Origin of the sequence: Sphingobium agrisoli (assembly GCF_041877245.1) — a bacterium.
GTDB lineage: Bacteria > Pseudomonadota > Alphaproteobacteria > Sphingomonadales > Sphingomonadaceae > Sphingobium.
On the sequence record NZ_JBHDJI010000003.1, the window covers coordinates 339,088 to 357,457 of the forward strand.

At 65.3% G+C, this 18,370-nt stretch carries 16 protein-coding genes; 10 read left to right on the forward strand and 6 right to left on the reverse strand.

Going from position 1 to position 18,370, the window contains the following annotated elements:
* Positions 1-5 precede the first annotated feature (5 nt).
* The 4 genes from ppdK to ACETPF_RS08185 form a co-directional block, all read right to left on the reverse strand.
* Entirely contained in the window at positions 6-2,702 is a 2,697-nt protein-coding gene (gene ppdK / locus ACETPF_RS08170) for a pyruvate, phosphate dikinase (RefSeq protein ID WP_373933940.1), read from the reverse strand.
* A 138-nt stretch (positions 2,703-2,840) separates the two neighbouring features.
* Entirely contained in the window at positions 2,841-5,246 is a 2,406-nt protein-coding gene (glyS, locus tag ACETPF_RS08175) for a glycine--tRNA ligase subunit beta (protein ID WP_373933941.1), read from the reverse strand.
* Positions 5,239-5,706 (reverse strand): endonuclease domain-containing protein, encoded by a 468-nt coding sequence (locus ACETPF_RS08180; protein WP_373933980.1) that lies wholly within the window; start codon positions 5,704-5,706, stop codon positions 5,239-5,241. Before ACETPF_RS08180 ends, glyS begins: the two co-directional genes overlap by 8 nt.
* Positions 5,703-6,575: a glycine--tRNA ligase subunit alpha gene (locus ACETPF_RS08185; protein ID WP_373933942.1), complete on the reverse strand. Its 873-nt coding sequence runs from the start codon at positions 6,573-6,575 to the stop codon at positions 5,703-5,705. Before ACETPF_RS08185 ends, ACETPF_RS08180 begins: the two co-directional genes overlap by 4 nt.
* A 131-nt stretch (positions 6,576-6,706) precedes the next feature.
* Here ACETPF_RS08185 and ACETPF_RS08190 point away from each other — a divergent pair, with 131 nt between their 5' ends.
* The 4 genes from ACETPF_RS08190 (at position 6,707) to pth (ending at position 9,941) form a co-directional block, all read left to right on the forward strand.
* A complete protein-coding gene (locus tag ACETPF_RS08190) occupies positions 6,707-7,600 on the forward strand; it encodes a TraB/GumN family protein (protein WP_373933943.1) in 894 nt (297 codons plus the stop codon).
* 4 nt (positions 7,601-7,604) lie between these two features.
* Entirely contained in the window at positions 7,605-8,492 is an 888-nt protein-coding gene (locus tag ACETPF_RS08195; protein WP_373933944.1) for a TraB/GumN family protein, read from the forward strand.
* A gap of 107 nt (positions 8,493-8,599) precedes the next feature.
* Positions 8,600-9,214, forward strand: a complete 615-nt coding sequence (locus ACETPF_RS08200) for a 50S ribosomal protein L25/general stress protein Ctc (protein WP_373933945.1) — start codon at positions 8,600-8,602, stop codon at positions 9,212-9,214.
* Between the two features lie 157 nt (positions 9,215-9,371).
* Positions 9,372-9,941, forward strand: coding sequence for an aminoacyl-tRNA hydrolase (pth, locus tag ACETPF_RS08205; protein ID WP_373933946.1), 570 nt, complete (start codon positions 9,372-9,374; stop codon positions 9,939-9,941).
* Here the strand turns inward: pth and ACETPF_RS08210 are convergent.
* Positions 9,938-11,191 (reverse strand): sensor histidine kinase, encoded by a 1,254-nt coding sequence (locus ACETPF_RS08210; protein WP_373933947.1) that lies wholly within the window; start codon positions 11,189-11,191, stop codon positions 9,938-9,940. The two genes, pth and ACETPF_RS08210, sit on opposite strands and share 4 nt — an antisense overlap.
* 135 nt (positions 11,192-11,326) lie before the next feature.
* Between ACETPF_RS08210 and ACETPF_RS08215 the strand changes: the two genes are divergently transcribed.
* Entirely contained in the window at positions 11,327-12,955 is a 1,629-nt protein-coding gene (locus ACETPF_RS08215) for an alpha-D-glucose phosphate-specific phosphoglucomutase (protein WP_373933948.1), read from the forward strand.
* A 94-nt stretch (positions 12,956-13,049) separates the two neighbouring features.
* The gene (locus ACETPF_RS08220) at positions 13,050-13,736 is read left to right on the forward strand and encodes a DUF2490 domain-containing protein (RefSeq protein ID WP_373933949.1); all 687 of its coding nucleotides are present in this window, start codon (positions 13,050-13,052) and stop codon (positions 13,734-13,736) included.
* Positions 13,737-13,745: 9 nt separating this feature from the next.
* Here ACETPF_RS08220 and ACETPF_RS08225 read toward each other — a convergent pair whose 3' ends face one another.
* Positions 13,746-14,186, reverse strand: a complete 441-nt coding sequence (locus tag ACETPF_RS08225; protein ID WP_373933950.1) for a DUF983 domain-containing protein — start codon at positions 14,184-14,186, stop codon at positions 13,746-13,748.
* Between the two features lie 161 nt (positions 14,187-14,347).
* Between ACETPF_RS08225 and ychF the strand changes: the two genes are divergently transcribed.
* The 4 genes from ychF (at position 14,348) to ACETPF_RS08245 (ending at position 18,197) form a co-directional block, all read left to right on the forward strand.
* Complete coding sequence (gene ychF / locus ACETPF_RS08230; protein WP_373933951.1) at positions 14,348-15,448, forward strand: redox-regulated ATPase YchF; 1,101 nt, start codon at positions 14,348-14,350, stop codon at positions 15,446-15,448.
* A 95-nt stretch (positions 15,449-15,543) separates the two neighbouring features.
* Positions 15,544-16,038 carry a DNA-deoxyinosine glycosylase gene (locus ACETPF_RS08235; protein WP_373933952.1) on the forward strand — a complete coding sequence of 165 codons (495 nt, stop codon included), beginning with the start codon at positions 15,544-15,546 and terminating at the stop codon, positions 16,036-16,038.
* Positions 16,039-16,121: 83 nt separating this feature from the next.
* Entirely contained in the window at positions 16,122-17,672 is a 1,551-nt protein-coding gene (locus ACETPF_RS08240) for an alkaline phosphatase D family protein (RefSeq protein WP_373933953.1), read from the forward strand.
* Between the two features lie 54 nt (positions 17,673-17,726).
* Complete coding sequence (locus ACETPF_RS08245) at positions 17,727-18,197, forward strand: MaoC family dehydratase (RefSeq protein ID WP_373933954.1); 471 nt, start codon at positions 17,727-17,729, stop codon at positions 18,195-18,197.
* The last annotated feature ends 173 nt before the right edge of the window (positions 18,198-18,370 follow it).

The window sequence follows — 18,370 nt, forward strand, 5'->3', positions numbered from 1 at the left end:
GTGAATCACCTGTTGGCGAGCGCGGCCTGCGCCGCCGCCAGCCGGGCGATCGGCACGCGGTAGGGCGACGCCGAGACATAATCGAGCCCCGTCTTCTCGCAGAAGGCGATCGAGGCCGGGTCGCCGCCATGCTCGCCGCAGATGCCGAGCTTGATGCCGGATCGGGTGGCGCGGCCGCGTTCGGCCGCCAGTTCGATCAGCTGGCCCACGCCCTCCACATCGATGCTGACGAAGGGATCGCGGGCGAAGATGCCCTTGTCCACATATTGCGTCAGGAAGCGGCCGGCATCGTCGCGGCTGATGCCGATTGTCGTTTGCGTCAGGTCGTTGGTGCCGAAGGAGAAGAATTCCCCGACTTCCGCGATTTCCCCGGCCTTGAGCGCGGCCCGGGGCAGTTCGATCATCGTGCCGACGAGATAGTCGACCGAGACGCCCTGTTCAGCGAACACGTCCTTTGCGACCTGATCGACGATCGCCTTCATCAGTTCCAGTTCCTTGCGCGTGGCGACAAGCGGGATCATGATTTCGGGGATGGGCGCGTCGCCCGAGCGCTGCTTGACGATCAGCGCCGCCTCGAAAATGGCGCGGGCCTGCATTTCGTAGATTTCGGGATAGGTGACGCCAAGGCGGCAGCCGCGATGGCCGAGCATCGGGTTGAACTCGTGCAGTTCGGCGGCGCGGCGCTTCAACGCCTCGACCCCGACGCCGGCGGCCTTTGCCACTTCCTCGAACTCCGCTTCGCCATGGGGAAGGAATTCGTGCAGCGGCGGGTCGAGCAGGCGGATGGTGACGGGCAGGCCCGCCATCACCATGAAGATCTGCGCGAAATCGTCCCGCTGTTCGGGCAGCAGCTTGTCGAGCGCGGCGCGGCGGCCCTTCTCGCTGTCGGCCAGGATCATCTCGCGCACGGCCGTGATGCGGGCCGCGTCGAAGAACATATGCTCGGTGCGGCACAGGCCAACGCCCTCCGCGCCGAATTCGCGCGCGACCTTGCAATCCTGCGGCGTTTCCGCGTTGGCGCGGACCTTGAGGCGGCGGACCTTGTCGGCCCAGACCATCAGCGTGCCGAAATCGCCGGCCAGTTCCGGCTGAACCGTGGGCACTTCGCCCGCCATCACCTCGCCGGTCGACCCGTCGATGGTGAGGATATCGCCCTCTTTCAGCGAACGGTCGCCGATGCGCAGGATCTTGCTGGCGTTGTCGATCGACAGGCTGCCCGCGCCGGACACGCAGGGGCGGCCCATGCCGCGCGCGACCACGGCCGCGTGGCTGGTCATGCCGCCGCGCGCGGTCAGGATGCCCTTGGCCGCGTGCATGCCGTGAATGTCCTCCGGCGATGTTTCGACGCGCACCAGGATGACGGCGTCGCCCAGTTCGTTGCGGCGCTCGGCGGTGTCGGCGTCGAACACGATCGCGCCGCTGGCCGCGCCCGGCGAGGCGGGCAGACCCTTCGTCAGCACGTCGCGCGGGGCGTTGGGGTCGAGCGTCGGGTGGAGCAGCTGGTCGAGCGCGGCGGGGTCGACGCGGGCGACGGCTTCCTCTTCGGAGATCAGCCCTTCGTTCGCCATGTCGACCGCGATCTTGAGCGCGGCCTTGGCGGTGCGCTTGCCCGAGCGGGTCTGGAGCATCCAGAGCTTGCCCTGCTGCACCGTGAATTCGATGTCCTGCATATCGCGATAATGGGTTTCGAGAATCTGGAACACCCGCGCCAGTTCGGCATAGGTTTCCGGCATCGCTTCTTCCATCGACAGGGGCTTGGCCCCTGCCCGCTCGCGCGCGGCCTTGGTAAGGTACTGCGGCGTGCGGATGCCGGCGACGACGTCCTCGCCCTGCGCGTTGATCAGATATTCGCCATAATAAGCGTTCTCGCCGGTCGCGGGGTCGCGGGTGAAGGCGACGCCGGTGGCCGAGGTATCGCCCATGTTGCCGAACACCATCGCCTGCACGTTGACCGCCGTGCCCCAGTCGCCGGGGATGGAATTGAGGCGGCGATAGACCTTGGCGCGGTCGGCCTGCCACGATCCGAACACGGCGCTGATCGCACCCCAGAGCTGGTCATGCACGTCCTGCGGGAAGGGCTTGTTCCAGAGCTTGGCAACGAGCGCCTTATATTCGCCGACCAGCGCCTTCCAGTCGTCGGCGGTCATCTCCGTGTCGAGCGTATAGCCCTGGTCTTCCTTCGCGATCTCCAGCGCTTCCTCGAACGCGCCATGGTCGAGTTCCAAGACCACGTCCGAATACATCTGGATGAAGCGGCGATAGCTGTCCCAGGCGAAACGCTCGTCGCCGCTGACGGTGGCGAGGCCGATCACGGTCTCGTCGTTGAGGCCAAGGTTGAGGACCGTGTCCATCATGCCGGGCATGGAAATGCGCGCGCCCGAGCGGACCGACACGAGGAGCGGGTCGGCCGCGTCACCGAAGCGCTTGCCCGTTACGCCCTCGATATGGGCGATGCCGGTTGCGACCTCGCTCTTCAGGCTGTCGGGATAGGTGCCGCCGTCCTGATAATAGCGGGTGCACATTTCGGTCGTGATGGTGAAGCCCGGCGGCACCGGCAGGCCGATCGCGGCCATTCCGTCCAGGTTGGCGCCCTTGCCGCCCAGGAGGTTCTTGTCGCCCTTCCCCCCGTCATTGACGCCGCCGCCGAAGCGATAGACATAGCGGGTGGTACTGCTCATCGGCGCCTCTTCCGTCTTCACCATAGTCCCGGCTCTCCCTGCACTGATTGCCGTTTTGTGCGTTGCAACAATTTTGCCGCATTAGCGGGTCGCGGCGGCGCGCGATAGGATATATCCGGCCTAGCTTCGCATATTTCGCGCCGATTTCGACAGGAAATGTCGTCAGCCCGAAATTTTCGAGAAGTCCGCTACCTGATGCACCGCATCGCGCACCCGCGCCAGCAGCGCAAGGCGACTCGCGCGCTTGGCGGGATCGGGATCGTTGACGGTCACGCTGTCGAAGAAGGCGTCGATCGGCGCGCGGAGCGTCGCGAGCGCGGCCATGGCATCCTCGAACCGCTCGTCGGCGATCGCGGTGGCGGCGCGGGGTTCGGCGGCGTCGAGCGCGGCGATGAGGGCGGCTTCGGCGGGTTCGGGGGTGTAGGCCAGACCGCCCTGCTCCTGCGAAGGCAGAAGCCCAGGGCCGGATTGCGCTTCGCCGCCCTGGGCTCCTGCTTCCGCAGGAGCACGGGTTAAGTCCGGCGCGTCCTTCTTAAGGATGTTGGCGGCACGCTTGTAGCCCGCGAGCAGGTTCGCGCCATCGTCGGTCGCGACGAAAGACTGGAGCGCGTGGACGCGGGCGAGCAGGCGGACGAGGTCGTCCTCGCCGCCAAGCGCAAACACCGCGTCGATCAGGTCGTGGCGGACGCCGGCTTCCTTCTGCTGGACCTTGAGGCGGTCGGCGAAGAACAGCATCCCGTCCTCTGCGATTACATACAACTTCTCGGTGTCCGCCTTCGCCTTCTGAGCGACGCGGTCATCAGCCTGGTCTCGCACTTGCTTGTAAAACGCTGCGGCAACATCCTTACCCATCCCGATAAACCGGGATAACTGCGCAAATGTTTGATTTGCAAGAATTGTCGGGTTCACCTGGCGCCCAAAGGGCTGCCAGAATGTAGCTTCAACAAATGCATCACGTAGATTTAGGCGTAGTTTGTTAGACTGGATTGTTGCTAGGATGCCCAGCGCCGCACGCCGAAGCGCGAAAGGATCCTTTGACCCAGTTGGCTTCTCACCTTCAGAAAAGAAACCTGCAATCGTATCCAGCTTATCCGCCAAACTCACCGCCACCGTAACCGGCGCGGTCGGCACCTCATCCCCTTGCCCGACCGGCTTGTAATGGTCGCGGATGGCGTCGGCGACGGCGTCGGGCAGGCCCTCGGCGCGGGCGTAGTAGCCGCCCATGACGCCCTGAAGCTCGGGGAACTCCCCGACCATTTCGGTTACGAGGTCGGCTTTGCACAGTTTCGCCGCGTCATAGGCGAGTTGAGCCAACTCCTCTTTCGTCATGCCAGCGTAGGCTGGCATCTGAGGCGTTGGCGCGCTTTGGCCTGAGACCCCAGCCTTCGCTGGGGTGACGGGGGTGGCTGGGGTGACGGTGTTGATAGGGGTGACGGTGTTGGTAGGGGTGACGATACCCTCCTCCACCAGCCACCTTGCCAGTTTCGCGACCCGCTCCACCTTGTCGGCGACGGTGCCGAGTTTTTCGTGGAAGGTGATGCGTTCCAGCTTCTTGGCGTGGTCCTCCAGCTGCGTCTTCTTGTCCTGTTCCCAGAAGAAGCGCGCATCGGAAAGGCGGGCGGCGAGCACCTTGCGGTTGCCGGCGATGATCGCCGCGCCGCCGTCCTTCGCCTCGATATTGGCGGTGCAGATGAAGGCCGGGGCGAGTTTCCCCGCGGCGTCCTTCAGCACGAAATATTTCTGGTTGATCCGCAGCGTCAGCTGGATGACCTCGGGCGGAACCTCAAGGAAAGCCGGGTCGAAATCGCCGAGCAGCGGCACCGGCCATTCGGTGAGCCCCGCATTCTCCGCGACGAGGCCCTTGTCCTCGATGACGGTGTAGCCCTGCGCGGCGGCCGCTTGCGCGGCCTTCCCCGCGATGATCGCCTGCCGTTCCTGGTGAGACACGATCACATGGCAGGCGCGCAGCTTCTCGACATAGTCGTGCGCGCCGCCGATCGTGATCTCGCCGGAATGGTGGAAGCGATGACCCAGCGTGGCGTAGCCGCTGCGGATGCCCTCGATCTCGATATCGACCAGTTCTTCGCCGAGGATCGCGACTATGCCCTGCAAGGGACGGACCCAGCGCAGGCTCTCCGTGGTCTGGCTGGCGGCGCCCCAGCGCATCGACTTGGGCCAGGGGAAGGCGCGGACGACGGCCGGGACCGCCTCCGCCAGCACATCGGCGGTCGCGCGGCCGGGCTTCTCGACCACGGCGAACCAGACGCCGTCGCGATCCTGAAGCTGGTCCTTCGTGAGGCCGGTCTTGCGCAGGAACCCATCGAGCGCCTGTTCGGGCGCGGAGGTGCGGGGGCCCTTATATTCCTCGCTGACGGCGGCGGTTTCGATCGGCAGCCCGCGCGCGATGAGCGCGAGGCGGCGAGGGGTGACGAAACTGTCGATGGCAGCGGGCTTGAGGCCGGCCTTGGCCAGTTCCTCGGTGAAGAGCCGGGCGAGGTCGTCGGACGCCTTCAGCTGCATCCGCGCCGGGATTTCCTCGCAGCGCAGTTCGAGGAGGAAGTCAGTCATGCTCATCCTCCCCGGCACGGGGAGGGGGACCATCCGCAGGATGGTGGAGGGGGCTGGCCCCGAGCGAAGCGATCCGTTCGGCGACCGAGGCCGCGTCCTTCATAATTTCGGATGCCGATATCCTCACCACCCGATACCCATTCTGCTGCATGAATGCGTCCCGATACTCGTCACGTTGAGGCTGGTCACCACGATTATGCGCTTCGCCGTCAACCTCGATCACCAGCCTGAGGCTGCTGCAATAAAAGTCTGCGATGTAGCTGCCAACCGGATGCTGCCGTCGAAATTTGAGCCCCGTCGCCTGGCCACGCAAGCGTTGCCAAAGCAGCACTTCGGGCAGGGTCATGTCCTTCCGCAACTTTCGGGCAGCGTATATCACCGGGCGTTGCGTGGGAGGCGAGCCCCCTCCACCACACGGCTGCGCCGCGCGGTCCCCCTCCCCGTTCCGGGGAGGATTCACGCCGCCCACCCGTTCTTCGTCATCCATGCCTCGCAGCTGCCCTTCGCCATGTCGCGAACCTGGCCCATATAGCTGGCGCGTTCCTGCACGGAGATGACGCCGCGTGCCTGAAGCAGGTTGAAGGTGTGGGACGCCTTGATCGCCTGCTCGAACGCGGCGAGGGGCACGCCGGCGTCGATGCACCGGTCATATTCAGCGCGGCAGTCCTTGAACCAGCGGAACAGCTTTTCGGTGTCGGCGACCTCGAAATTCCATTTCGACATCTGTTTTTCGTTTTCGAGGAACACGTCGCCATAGGTCACGCCGGCATCGTTGAAGGCGAGGTCGTACACATTATCGACGCCCTGGATATACATGGCGAGCCGTTCGAGCCCGTAGGTCAGCTCGCCCGCGACCGGCTTGCAATCGAAGCCGCCCATCTGCTGAAAATAGGTGAACTGGCTGACCTCCATGCCGTCGCACCAGACTTCCCAGCCAAGCCCCCAGGCACCCAGCGTCGGGCTTTCCCAGTCGTCCTCGACGAAACGGATGTCGTGGACCAGCGGATCGAGGCCGATCGCCATCAGCGAGCCGAGATACAGCTCCTGAAAATTGGGCGGGCTCGGCTTCATGATGACCTGATACTGGTAATAATGCTGGAGCCGGTTGGGATTTTCGCCATAGCGGCCGTCGGTCGGGCGGCGGCTGGGCTGGACATAGGCGGCGTTCCACGCGTCGGGGCCGAGCGCGCGCAGCGTGGTGGCCGGGTGGAAGGTGCCCGCGCCCACTTCCATATCATAGGGCTGGAGGATGACGCAGCCCTGCCGCCCCCAATAGGCGTGCAGGGTCAGGATCAGATCCTGGAAGGAAAGCGCTTTGCCTTCGGCCACGAAACATGCCCTTTTCACTCGAAACCTGGCCCCGCGCCTTGGCGCAGGACTGGGGGACGGTCAAGGGCGCGGGCCGGCGAAACAGGGTTAAGCCGCTTGCCCTCCGCCCGCGCGCTCCCCATGGAGGGGATATGACTGCCCTCCCCGCCCTGCTCCGCGCCTGTGTCGCCGCCCTGCTGCTGATCGGCGGCGTGGCGGAGGCGAAGACGACCGCCGCGCCTGCCCCCGCCCTCTGGCTGGTGAAGGATGCGGATACGCGCATCTACCTGTTCGGCACGGTCCATGTCATGAAGCCGGGGATCGACTGGTTCCGGGGGCCGGTGAAGGCCGCGTTCGACGGGTCGGACGAACTGGTGCTGGAGATCATCGAGCCCGAAGATCCGCAGGCGCTGGCCGCGACGATCGGGCGGCTGGCGGTGGCGAGCGACGGGGTGAAGCTCAGCGACCGGCTGTCGGAAGAGGCGCGCGCGCCATACCAAGCGGCGATGACGGCCAACGGCCTGCCCTGGCAGACGTTCGAGACGTTCAACCCCTGGATGGCGGGCATCACCCTGTCGGTCGCCCCGCTGGAGAGACTAGGCTATCAGAACCAGCTGGGCGCGGAAAAGATCTTGCGCAAGGCGGCGATGGACGCGGGCAAGACGATCGAAGCGCTGGAGACGGTGGAGCAGCAGATCGGCTTTTTCGCCGGCCTGCCGATGCCGCAGCAGGTCACGTTCCTGACGGCGACGGTCGAGGGCCTTCCGGAAGTCGAGAAGGAGTTTGGCGACCTCCTCACCTATTGGCAGGCGGGGCAGCCCGACAAGCTGGCGCAATCGATGAACGAATCGCTCGAAGCGACGCCCGAACTGGCGCAGGTGCTGCTGATCGGGCGCAACGCCAATTGGGCGAAGTGGATCAAGGCGCGGTTGGAGCGGCCGGGCACGGCCTTCGTCGCGGTCGGCGCGGGGCATCTGGCGGGCAAGGGCAGCGTGCAGGAGCAGCTCAAGGCACTGGGCGTCCGGGCAAAGCGGGTGAAGGAGTGAACGCATGATCAGCATGATCCTTCGCCTGCTGGCCCTCGTATCGCTGGGGCTGGTCGCCGCCTGCGGTTCCGACCCCGCGCCAACGCCGGCCGCGCAGGGCGGCCCGGCGCTGTGGCAGGTCCAGCGCGGCGACATGAAGGGATGGCTGTTCGGCACCATCCATGTGCTGCCCAAGGGCGTCGCGTGGGACACGCCGGCTATCCGCGAGGCGATGGGGCAGGCCGACACGCTGGTGCTGGAGGCGGCGGACCTTCAGGACGAGCAGAAGACGCTCGCCTTGTTCGAAAAGATGGGCCGCAGCTCCGGTCTTCCGCCGCTGGAGAAGCGGGTGCCGGAGGAGGAGAAGGCGGCGCTGGTCAAGGCGATCGACGATGGCGGGACCAGTTCGCAATTGCTGTCCGGCTATGAAAGCTGGGCGGCGGCGATGCTGCTGTCCGCCGCCAGCCAGCAGGATCTGGGGGTCAGCCAGGATGACGGGGTAGAGCCGGTGCTGATCGCCGCCTTCAAAAAGGCGGGCAAGCCGATCGGCGGGCTGGAGACGGTGGAGCGGCAGTTCGGCGCATTCGACACGCTGCCCGAAGCCGCGCAGGCGCGGTTGCTGGTCCAGACCGTGCATGAGGCCAAGGGGATGAAGGCGCTCTACGACCGTATCCTCAAGGCCTGGCTGAAGGGCGACATGGACGCGATCGCCAAGGAGGACAAGATCGGCGAGCAGCCCGACCCGATGGTCGAGGAAGCCATCCTGGTCGCGCGCAACCGCGACTGGGTGACGGCGATCGAGGCCTTGCGCGGCAAGCCGTTCATCGCCGTGGGTGCGGGGCATCTGACGGGGGACGGCAATCTGATCACGATGCTGGAGGCCAAGGGGTTCACGGTCACGCGGGTGCAGTAGGCGGCCCCTTGCCATCTGCGCCTTTTCTGCTAAAGGCGCGCCTTCCCGCGATGGTCATCCCTGGAGGCGTGGCGGGAAAGTACATCAATAGCTTTTGGAGACACGCAATGAGCGAGCAGCTTACGCTGTCGGCCGAGGCACGCGATCGGGCAGGCAAGGGAGCCTCCCGCGCTCTCCGCCGCGAGGGCCGCGTTCCCGCCGTCATTTATGGCAACAACCAAGACCCGCAGTCCATCCATGTCGAGGAAAAGCTCCTCAACAAGCTGCTGGGCACCGGCCATTTCTTCAACTCGGTCATCATGGTCGAAGTCGGCGGCAAGTCCGTCCGCACGCTCGCCAAGGACGTGGCGTTCCACCCCGTCTCCGACCGTCCGCTGCACGCCGACTTCCTGCGCGTGTCCGAACATGCCACCGTCACCGTCGCGGTGCCCGTGCGCTTCGAGAATGAAGACGCGTCGCCGGGCCTCAAGAAGGGCGGCGTGCTCAACGTCGTGCGTCATGACGTCGAACTGATCGTCGATGCGGCCGAGATTCCCGAGGACGTGGTGGTCGACCTGACCGGCTTCGAAGTCGGCGATTCGATCCACATCAGCGCCGTTACGCTGCCCAAGGGCGCGAAGACCGCGATCGACGACCGCGACTTCACGATCGCCACGATCGTTCCGCCGCTCGTCGCGCCCGCCGCGGAAGAGGGCGGCGAGGCACCGGCCGAGGGCGAGTAAGCCTTTTCCAGAGCCGTTAGATACGATCTCCGTTCGTGCTGAGTAGGGACTGAGCCTGTCGAAGGCCCGTATCGAAGCATCCTTCGATACGCCATTTCGGCAAGCTCAATGGCTACTCAGGACGAACGGAGATTTTTTGATTTTCGGAAGGTCAGCCATGCAGATCTGGGCCGGGCTCGGCAATCCGGGGGCGCAATATGCGATGCACCGGCACAATGTCGGCTTCATGGCGGCCGACCTGATCGCCGACATGCATCGCTTCTCTCCGCCCAGGAAGCAGTTTCAGGGCTGGACCCAGGAAGGGCGGATCGGGCCTGAAAAGATCATCCTGCTGAAACCCGCGACCTTCATGAACGAAAGCGGCCGCTCGATCGGCGAGGCGATGCGCTTCTACAAATTGACGCCGCAGGACGTGACCGTCTTTCACGACGAACTCGACCTCGCGCCGATGAAGGTCAAGGTGAAGCGCGGCGGGGGCAATGCCGGGCATAACGGGCTGCGATCGACCGACGCGCATATCGGCCCGGATTTTCGCCGCGTGCGGATCGGCATCGGCCATCCGGGGCACAAGGACAAGGTCCATGGCTATGTGCTCGGCAATTACGCCAAGAGCGAAATCGACGCGCTGACCGACATGCTGGCCGCGATCGGCGCCGAGGCGGAGTGGCTGGCGAAGAATGACGACGCGCGTTTCATGAACGAGGTCGCGCTGCGCACCGCCGCTTAAAGCGGCATCGTCAGCTCGAAGATCGCGCCGCCTTCCGTCCGCGCGGTCACCGTGCCGTTCAGGCTTCGCGCCAGAGTCGTGATAAGCTTCATCCCCAGGCTGGTGGACGCCGTGCTGGTCAGCTGGAAACCGTCCGGCAGCCCCTGCCCCTCGTCGCGCACGATGATGCTGAGACGGTCTTCGCCGGCCTGGCGCACCTGCGTCCACACCTGTCCCGGCGCGCCGGCATAGCCGTGCTTGGCCGCATTGGTGACGAGTTCGGTGACGAGCAGCGCCAGCGTCATCGCGCGGTCCGATCGAATGAGCGCCTCGTCCGCCTCGCAATGGAAATGGAAGCCGTCGAATTGCGCCTGCAAGGTGGCGCACAGGTCCGACATGAGATTGCGCAGGTCGATCGTATCGCCGCCGCCATGCCGCCACAGCTGGTCGTGGGTGCGCGCGACCGCGATGATCCGGCCCGACGCTTCGTCAAGTGCCTGCGCGACATCGGCGGACGCAGCGCGGCGCGACTGCATCTGAAGCAGGCTCGACAGCATCGCCAGGCTGTTCTTCACCCGATGGCTTGCTTCCTGCACCAGCAGCTTTTGATGCTCCAGCGCCTCCGCGAGCTTGCGGTCGGCTTCCGCGCGCTCGATCGCCACGCCCACGAGATTGGCGAAACCCTGGAGGAAGGCGATGTCCGCCGCTTCGAACTCGCCGTCATTGGGGCTGTCGACCTCCAGCACGCCCCACGCGCCCTCGCCGGTGGCGATCAGCACATTGATCGCGCGCCGCACGCCATGGTCGGCGAGCAGCCTGGGCGTACGGAAGCGCTCCTCATGCTCCAGATGATTGGAGATGACCGGCGTGCCGTTGCGGAAAGCGAAGCCCGCAGGCGACTGCTCGTCCGCGCCGAGGGTGGCGTTGCCGACCTCCCCCTCGTGCCAGCCGACACCCGCGCGCAGCAGCAGATGATCGCCCTCGGCCCGATACTCCAATATCTTGCACAGGTCCGCCCGCATCCCCTGCGCCGAGAGACGGACGGCCGCGTCGAGCAGATCGTCGAGGTCGCGGGTCTTGAGCGCCGCAAGCCCGAAGTCCGACAGGATCGCCTGCTGCTGAAGCCGGTAGCCCAGCATCGATTCCGCGCCGACTTCGTCCACGGCTTGCGCGAAGCTGGTCGCGTCGCTGTCCGTCGCGGCGGTAGTCTCGACGATCTGGTCACTGTTCGCCGCCATCAGTTCGGGCGGCTCTTCCTGTCCGGGGGTCATGGCGTCCTTTGCGTTGAGCGGGCCCTGGGTCGTTCTGCTGCTACAACGAAGAAGCGACGCAAAAGCTGCATGGATCAGGATTTGCCTTGGCGCGTCCCTTGTCCCAAAGCATCGCTGTCCTTTAGGGAGTCGCCCGTGTCCCAGATCATTCAGACGACGCCGTTTTCCGACCAGAAGCCGGGCACTTCGGGCCTGCGCAAGAAGGTCCGGATATTCCAGCAGCCCCATTATGCCGAGAATTTCATCCAGTCGGTGTTCGACAGTCTGGAGGGGGTTGCGGGGCAGACGTTGGTGCTGGGCGGCGACGGGCGCTATCTTAACCGAGACGTCATCCAGATCGCGCTCAAGATGGCGGCGGCCAACGGTTTCGGCCGGGTGCTGGTGGGCAAGGGCGGGATATTATCGACCCCTGCCGCGTCGCACCTTATCCGATCGGCGGGCGCGTTCGGCGGGCTGGTGCTGTCGGCCAGCCATAATCCGGGCGGGCCGGACGAGGATTTCGGCATCAAATATAATATCGGCAATGGCGGCCCCGCGCCCGAGAAGGTGACCGACGCCATCCATGCCCGCACGCTCGCCATCGATAGCTATCGCATACTCGATACCGCCGATGTCGATATCGACGCGATCGGATCGACGCGGCTCGATGACATGATCGTGGAGGTGGTCGATCCGGTCGCGCTCTATGCCGACCTGATGGAGCGATTGTTCGATTTCGACGCGATCCGGGCGATGATCGCGGGCGGCTTCACGCTTGCCTTCGATTCGATGAGCGCGGTGACCGGGCCCTATGCGGTCGAGATTTTCGAGAAGAGGCTCGGCGCGCCCGCCGGCACGGTGATGAACGCGACGCCGCTGCCCGATTTCGGCCACCATCACCCTGATCCGAACCTGGTCCATGCCAGGGCGCTATATGACCGGATGATGGCGGCCGACGCGCCCGATTTCGGCGCGGCGTCGGACGGGGACGGCGACCGCAACCTCATCATCGGGCGGCATTGCTACGTCACGCCATCTGACTCGCTGGCGGTGCTGGCGGCGAACGCCCATCTGGCGCCGGGCTATGCGGCGGGCCTCAAGGGCATCGCGCGGTCGATGCCGACCAGCGGCGCTGCGGATCGGGTGGCGGAGAAGCTCGGCGTTCCGCTCTACGAAACGCCGACGGGCTGGAAATATTTCGGCAATCTGCTCGACGCCGGCATGGCGACCATCTGCGGCGAGGAGAGCGCGGGGACCGGCTCCGACCATGTACGTGAAAAGGACGGCATCTGGGCGGTGCTGCTGTGGCTCAACATCCTTGCCGTGCGCCAGCAGGGGGTCGCAGCGATCATGGCCGACCACTGGGCGACCTATGGCCGGAATTATTATGCCCGGCACGATTATGAAGCGATCGCCAAGGACAAGGCCGACGCGCTGATGGCGGCGCTGCGCGACGCGCTCGCCAGCCTGCCCGGCACCACCAACAGCGGCGGCACGGTGAAAAGCGCGGACGATTTCGCCTACACCGATCCCACCGACCAGTCGGTGAGCCGGAACCAGGGCGTGCGTATCTTGTTCGAGGACGGATCGCGGGTCGTGTTCCGCTTGTCGGGCACGGGCACCGAAGGCGCGACCTTGCGGGTCTATATCGAGCGCTATGTCGGGCCGGACGGCGACCTTGGCATGGAGACCGCCGATGCCCTCGCCCCGCTGGTCGCCGCCGCGCAGGAGGTGGCGGATATCAGCGGCTTCACCGGCATGGACCGGCCGAGTGTCATAACCTGAAAGCGGGACGGTTCAGGCAAAGTCACAGCGCAGCAACAAGCCGGACATGCGGGACGATTAGAGGGGGCGACTCCCCCCCCCTCCCCCCGCAAGGATGACGATGCGCCTTTCCCATCTGCTGCCCACTGCCCTCATGCTGCTTGCGTCCCCGGCACTGGCGGCGACCAGCGAAGATGAACAGTTCTGGCTCAACCTGACGGCGATGGGATCAGTGAAGGATGAGGTCGTCTATTTCGCGGAAGTGCAACCGCGCATCGGCGATGGAGTGTCGCGCGTGGACCAGGCGCTGTTCCGGGGCGCGCTAGGCTGGAAATTCTCGCCCGCCGTCACCCTGTATCAGGGGTTTGCGCATGTTGTCGTCCCAATCGAGGGCGGCAGGGATGTGAACGAAGAGCGCAGTTTCCAGCAACTTAGCTGGACGCTGGGCAAGCCCTGGGGCGGCGAGCTTTCGTCGCGCACGCGGCTGGAGCAGCGTTGGCGGTCGGATGGCGACGACATGGGCTGGCGGCTGCGCGAGATGATCCGATATGAAAAGCCGCTTCGGGCGGAGAGCGATGCGGTCAACGCGCTGGTCTGGGCCGAGGGGTTTGCGGCGCTCAACGATACCGACTGGGGCGCGCGGGCGGGTTTCGACCAGTTACGCAGCTTTGCGGGCGCGGAACTGGGCCTGCCGGGCGCTTCGACGCTGGAGGTCGGCTATATGAACCAGATCGTCAACCAGCGCGGCGGCAACACCCGCGTCAACCACATCGCGTCGGTGACGCTTTTCTTCCGGCATTGACCGGGCGAGTCAGCCCCGCCCGTCGCCGTGCAGCTTCGCCCAAAGCGCGCTCGTCCCGGCTTCCTGCGCGCGCGTCGTGAACTGCGCGGCGACGAGCCAGCCCTTGATCGGGCGCAGCGGCAGCACCGTGGTCAGGATCACCACCGGCAGCCCGACGATCAGATGCACCCAGAGCGGCGGGCTCGCCAATATCTCAAGCATCAGGATGAAGATGACGCCGGGCACGCAGGCGAACAGCTGAACGAATACCGCCGGGCCATCCGCGGGATCGGCGAAGCTATAATCGAGGCCGCATACCTCGCAATGGTCGCGCACGGTCAGGAAGCCCTGGAAGATATGCCCCTCGCCGCAGCGCGGGCAGCGGCCGAGCGCACCCGTCTCGTGCGGCGGCCGCTTCTTCCAGCGCCGGCCCGATCCGTCCGTCCACCAGTCTTGTTCCTGATCCGCCATGTCGCCTCCAGTCATGCGCCCCATGTCGCGACGCGCCCGCTTATTGCAACTGCGCCTTTTGTCCTACCGGCGCCAGCGCTGATCCATGTGACCGAGGCTGGCCTTTCCCGGTCCAAAGCGCTATCGGCGCGGCAATCCTCCTATCCTCGTAAGGCAGTTCCATGGGTTTTCGTTGCGGTATCGTCGGCCTCCCCAATGTCGGCAAGTCCACCCTGTTCAATGCGCTCACCGAAACGCAGGCGGCGCAGGCGGCCAACTATCCCTTCTGCACGATCGAACCCAATGAAGGCCGCGTGGCCGTACCCGACGACCGGCTCCAGACCATCGCGAAGATCGGCGGATCGGCCAAGATCATCGAGACGCAGCTGAGCTTCGTCGACATCGCCGGCCTGGTGCGCGGCGCGTCCAAGGGCGAGGGCCTGGGCAACCAGTTCCTCGCCAACATCCGCGAGGTGGACGCCATCGTCCATGTCCTGCGCTGTTTCGAGGATGACGACATCACCCATGTCGAGGGCAAGGTCGATCCCATCGCCGACGCAGAGACGGTCGAGACGGAGCTGATGCTCGCCGACCTGGAAAGCCTTGAGAAGCGCGTTCCCAATCTCGCCAAGAAGGCGGCGCAGGGCGATAAGGAGGCAAAGGCCGCCGCATCCGTGCTGGGCCAGGCGCTCGATCTGCTGCGCGAAGGCAAGCCCGCCCGTCTGACGCAGCCGCGCGATGTGGAGGAAGAACGCCTCTTCACGCAGGCGCAACTGCTGACCGCCAAGCCCGTCCTCTATGTCTGCAATGTCGAGGAGGATGCGGCGGCGGAGGGCAACGCGCACAGTGGCCGCGTGTTCGAGAAGGCGGCGGCCGAAAATGCGAAGGCGGTGATCGTCTCCGCCGCGATCGAGGCGGAACTCGTCACTATGCCGGTCGAGGAACGCGCCGAATATCTCGAAGCGCTGGGCCTGACCGAAGCCGGCCTCGCCCGCATCATTCGCGCGGGATACGAACTGCTGGGCCTCATCACCTTCTTCACCGTGGGGCCGAAGGAAGCGCGCGCCTGGACCGTGACGAAGGGGAGCAAGGCGCCGCAGGCCGCCGGCGCGATCCACACCGATTTCGAGAAGGGCTTCATCCGCGCCGAAACCATGGCCTACGCCGACTATGTCCAGTATAATGGCGAGGCCGGGGCCAAGGAGGCGGGCAAGTGGCGCTCCGAAGGCAAGGATTATGTGACGCAGGACGGCGACATCATGCTGTTCCGGTTCAATGTATAGCCTATGTTCGTCATGCCAGCGCAGGCTGGCATCTCAGGCGATTGCGCGCCACCGCATGAGACCCCAGCTTTCGCTGGGGTGACGGATTAGCGAAGATGCCCGTTAAATTCGCCTTCCCTCCCAGCGTCGACGCGAGCACCCGGCTGCTGGTCCTGGGCAGCCTGCCCGGCGACGCATCGATCCGGCAGGGCGAATATTATGCCCATCGCGGCAATGCCTTCTGGCACTTGCTGGGCGGTGTGCTGGACGAGGATCTGCGCGGCCAGCCCTATGCGATGCGGTTGAAGCGGCTGCGCGCGCGCGGTGTGGGGCTGTGGGACGTGATCGAGAGCGCCGAACGGGACGGTAGCCTGGACAGCAGCATCAGAGGCGCCGAACTGCGCGACCTTGGCCGGTTCATCGAGCGGTTGCCCGCGCTCAAGGCGATAGCCTTCAACGGCAGGACCGCCGCGACCCATGGCCGCCGGCAGCTGGCCGCGCGGCCCGACCTGACGTTGATCGACCTTCCCTCCTCCAGCGGCGCCTATGCCAGCCTGTCCCGCGAGAAGAAGGCGGAGGCGTGGGGCGCTCTGCGCGAATGGGCCGGCTGAGCGCGCGCGTCATCCTGTCATATTGCGCGGTTAGGGGAGCGGGTTAAGACAGTCGCAAAACCGCCCATCCAAAAGGTCGCCCCATGTTCAATCGCCGCCAGTTCCTGTCCGCCGCCAGCCTGGCGCCCATCGGCGCGCCCGCCATATTGACGGCGCAGACCTGGTTCGCGGGCTATCCTTTTTCGCTCGGGGTCACATCGGGCGATCCCGCGCCGGACGGCTTCGTCATCTGGACCAAGCTCGCGCCCAAGCCTCTGGAGCCGCATGGCGGCATGCCGATGGTGCCGCTGCCGGTGAAATGGGAAGTGGCGAGCGACGACAGGTTCAAGACCATCGTCGCGTCGGGCGAAGCGACGGCGCGGCCGGAACTGGGCCATAGCGTCCATGTCGAAGTGACGGGCCTGCAACCCGACCGCCCCTATTGGTATCGTTTCGGACTTGGCAGCGATCAATCGACGCGCGGGCGCGCCCGCACCCTGCCGCTCGCCTCGGCCAGCCCGGCTGCGCTGAAGTTCGGCGTCGCGGGCTGCCAGAATTACGAGGACGGCTATTTCACCGCCTTCCGCCATCTGGCGCGGGAGGACGACCTTGCTTTCGTCTATCATTATGGCGACTTCATCTACGAATATCAGCAGCGCACGCCCGATTACGACAAGGACGGTCTGCCGGTCGATCAGGTGCGGCACCATATCGGGCAGGATTGCTTCGACCTCACCGACTATCGCCTGCGCTATGCCCAGTATCTGAGCGACTATGACCTTCAGGCCGCCCGTGCCCGGCACAGCTGGTTTTCGACCTTCGACGATCATGAGGTGGAAAATAACTGGGTCGGCGACATCCCCGGCAAGGGCAACGCGCCGTCCGACATATTCCGCCTGCGCCGGCAGGCGGGATTGCAGGCATGGTATGAATATATGCCGGTGCGCGCGGCGATGCTGCCCAGGAACGGCATCATCACCAACGCCTGGCGGGAGGCGCGGTTCGGCGATTTGCTCTCGATCGACTTCCTCGACACCCGATCCTTCCGGTCGGACCAGCCATGCGACGACGGGTTCAAGACGCACTGCGCCGGCATCGACGATGCCAAGGCGCAGGTGCTTTCGCCTGAGGAGGAAAGCTGGCTCACTCGCAACCTGACTCGGGGCCAGGCCAAATGGAACTGCGTCGCGCAGCAGGTGATGATGATGTCGCTCGACCGCCGCCGCTACGCCGACGAGGCGGCGAAAATCTATAATCTCGACAGTTGGGCGGCCTATGAAGCACCACGCAAAAGGCTGCTGGCGAAGATGCGCGGCCTCGACAATGTCGTCGTGCTGACGGGCGACGAGCACCAGAATTTCGCCGGCTTGCTGGAGAGCGAGGGCAAGCCCGTGGCGGTGGAGTTCGTCTCCACGTCCATCTCGTCAGGCGGCGACGGGCAGGATCTGCGCGCAGGCAGCGACATCATGTTCAGGAACAACCCGCAACTGAAGTTCCTGAACGACCAGCGCGGCTATCTGGTCTGCGACGTGACGCCCGACGCCTGGACCACCCGCGTCCGGGTGATGGACCGGGTCTCGACGCCCGGCGCGGACATTCAGACCCGCGCGACGCTGACGGTCCCGCGCGGGCAGGCCTCACTGAGCATCGCCTGACATTGACGTAAACGGAAAGCGCTCCTAAGCCATGGCGGGAAGAGGAGACCCACCATGGCGGGCAACGACATTGTATATTTCGAGGATATCGCCATCGGCGACCGCTTCGATTTCGGCCCGCTGACGCTGACGCGCGAGGAAAGCATCGCTTTTGCCGCCGAATTCGACCCGCAACCCTTTCACCTCTCCGACGAGGCGGCGGCGAAGACGCATTTCGGCACCATCTCGGCAAGCGGCTGGCACACCACCGCGCTGTTCATGAAGATGTTCGTCGCCGCGATGCGAAAGGAACCGGGCCGGCAGGCGGCCAGCCTGGGCGCGATGGGCGTGGACGAACTGCGCTGGCTGCGCCCGGTGCGCCCCGGCGACACGCTGCGCGGCACGAATGAGGTGATTGAGAAGACGGCGTCCAGGACGCGCCCCGAAATGGGCATCGTCCGCAACAAGGTGACGATCTATAATCAGGACGACAAGCCGGTGATGACCATGATCCCGATCGCCATGTGGCGGACGCGGCCGGTTTGAGGATGTGGCGCGATGGCGCGATGGGTGGATTGCGGAAGGTCGGCTTTTGGTACCAACGCTGGATTAGAGCGAGATGACGTGAGGCTGAATCGAGAGGGGTTTTGCTCGGGCCTATTATGTGATTCAAGATGCCGGCTGGGGAATGGAGGCCAGCGGGCATGGCGAAACCCTAT

What these genes read in the sequence shown, in the direction of transcription:
- ppdK (WP_373933940.1), bottom strand. Translation starts at nt 2,702, where the DNA reads ATGGTGAAGACGGAAGAGGCGCCGATGAGCAGTACCACCCGCTATGTC.
- glyS (WP_373933941.1), bottom strand. Translation starts at nt 5,246, where the DNA reads ATGACTGACTTCCTCCTCGAACTGCGCTGCGAGGAAATCCCGGCGCGG.
- ACETPF_RS08190 (WP_373933943.1), top strand. Translation starts at nt 6,707, where the DNA reads ATGACTGCCCTCCCCGCCCTGCTCCGCGCCTGTGTCGCCGCCCTGCTG.
- ACETPF_RS08195 (WP_373933944.1), top strand. Translation starts at nt 7,605, where the DNA reads ATGATCAGCATGATCCTTCGCCTGCTGGCCCTCGTATCGCTGGGGCTG.
- ACETPF_RS08200 (WP_373933945.1), top strand. Translation starts at nt 8,600, where the DNA reads ATGAGCGAGCAGCTTACGCTGTCGGCCGAGGCACGCGATCGGGCAGGC.
- pth (WP_373933946.1), top strand. Translation starts at nt 9,372, where the DNA reads ATGCAGATCTGGGCCGGGCTCGGCAATCCGGGGGCGCAATATGCGATG.
- ACETPF_RS08210 (WP_373933947.1), bottom strand. Translation starts at nt 11,191, where the DNA reads ATGACCCCCGGACAGGAAGAGCCGCCCGAACTGATGGCGGCGAACAGT.
- ACETPF_RS08220 (WP_373933949.1), top strand. Translation starts at nt 13,050, where the DNA reads ATGACGATGCGCCTTTCCCATCTGCTGCCCACTGCCCTCATGCTGCTT.
- ACETPF_RS08225 (WP_373933950.1), bottom strand. Translation starts at nt 14,186, where the DNA reads ATGGCGGATCAGGAACAAGACTGGTGGACGGACGGATCGGGCCGGCGC.
- ychF (WP_373933951.1), top strand. Translation starts at nt 14,348, where the DNA reads ATGGGTTTTCGTTGCGGTATCGTCGGCCTCCCCAATGTCGGCAAGTCC.
- ACETPF_RS08235 (WP_373933952.1), top strand. Translation starts at nt 15,544, where the DNA reads ATGCCCGTTAAATTCGCCTTCCCTCCCAGCGTCGACGCGAGCACCCGG.
- ACETPF_RS08240 (WP_373933953.1), top strand. Translation starts at nt 16,122, where the DNA reads ATGTTCAATCGCCGCCAGTTCCTGTCCGCCGCCAGCCTGGCGCCCATC.
- ACETPF_RS08245 (WP_373933954.1), top strand. Translation starts at nt 17,727, where the DNA reads ATGGCGGGCAACGACATTGTATATTTCGAGGATATCGCCATCGGCGAC.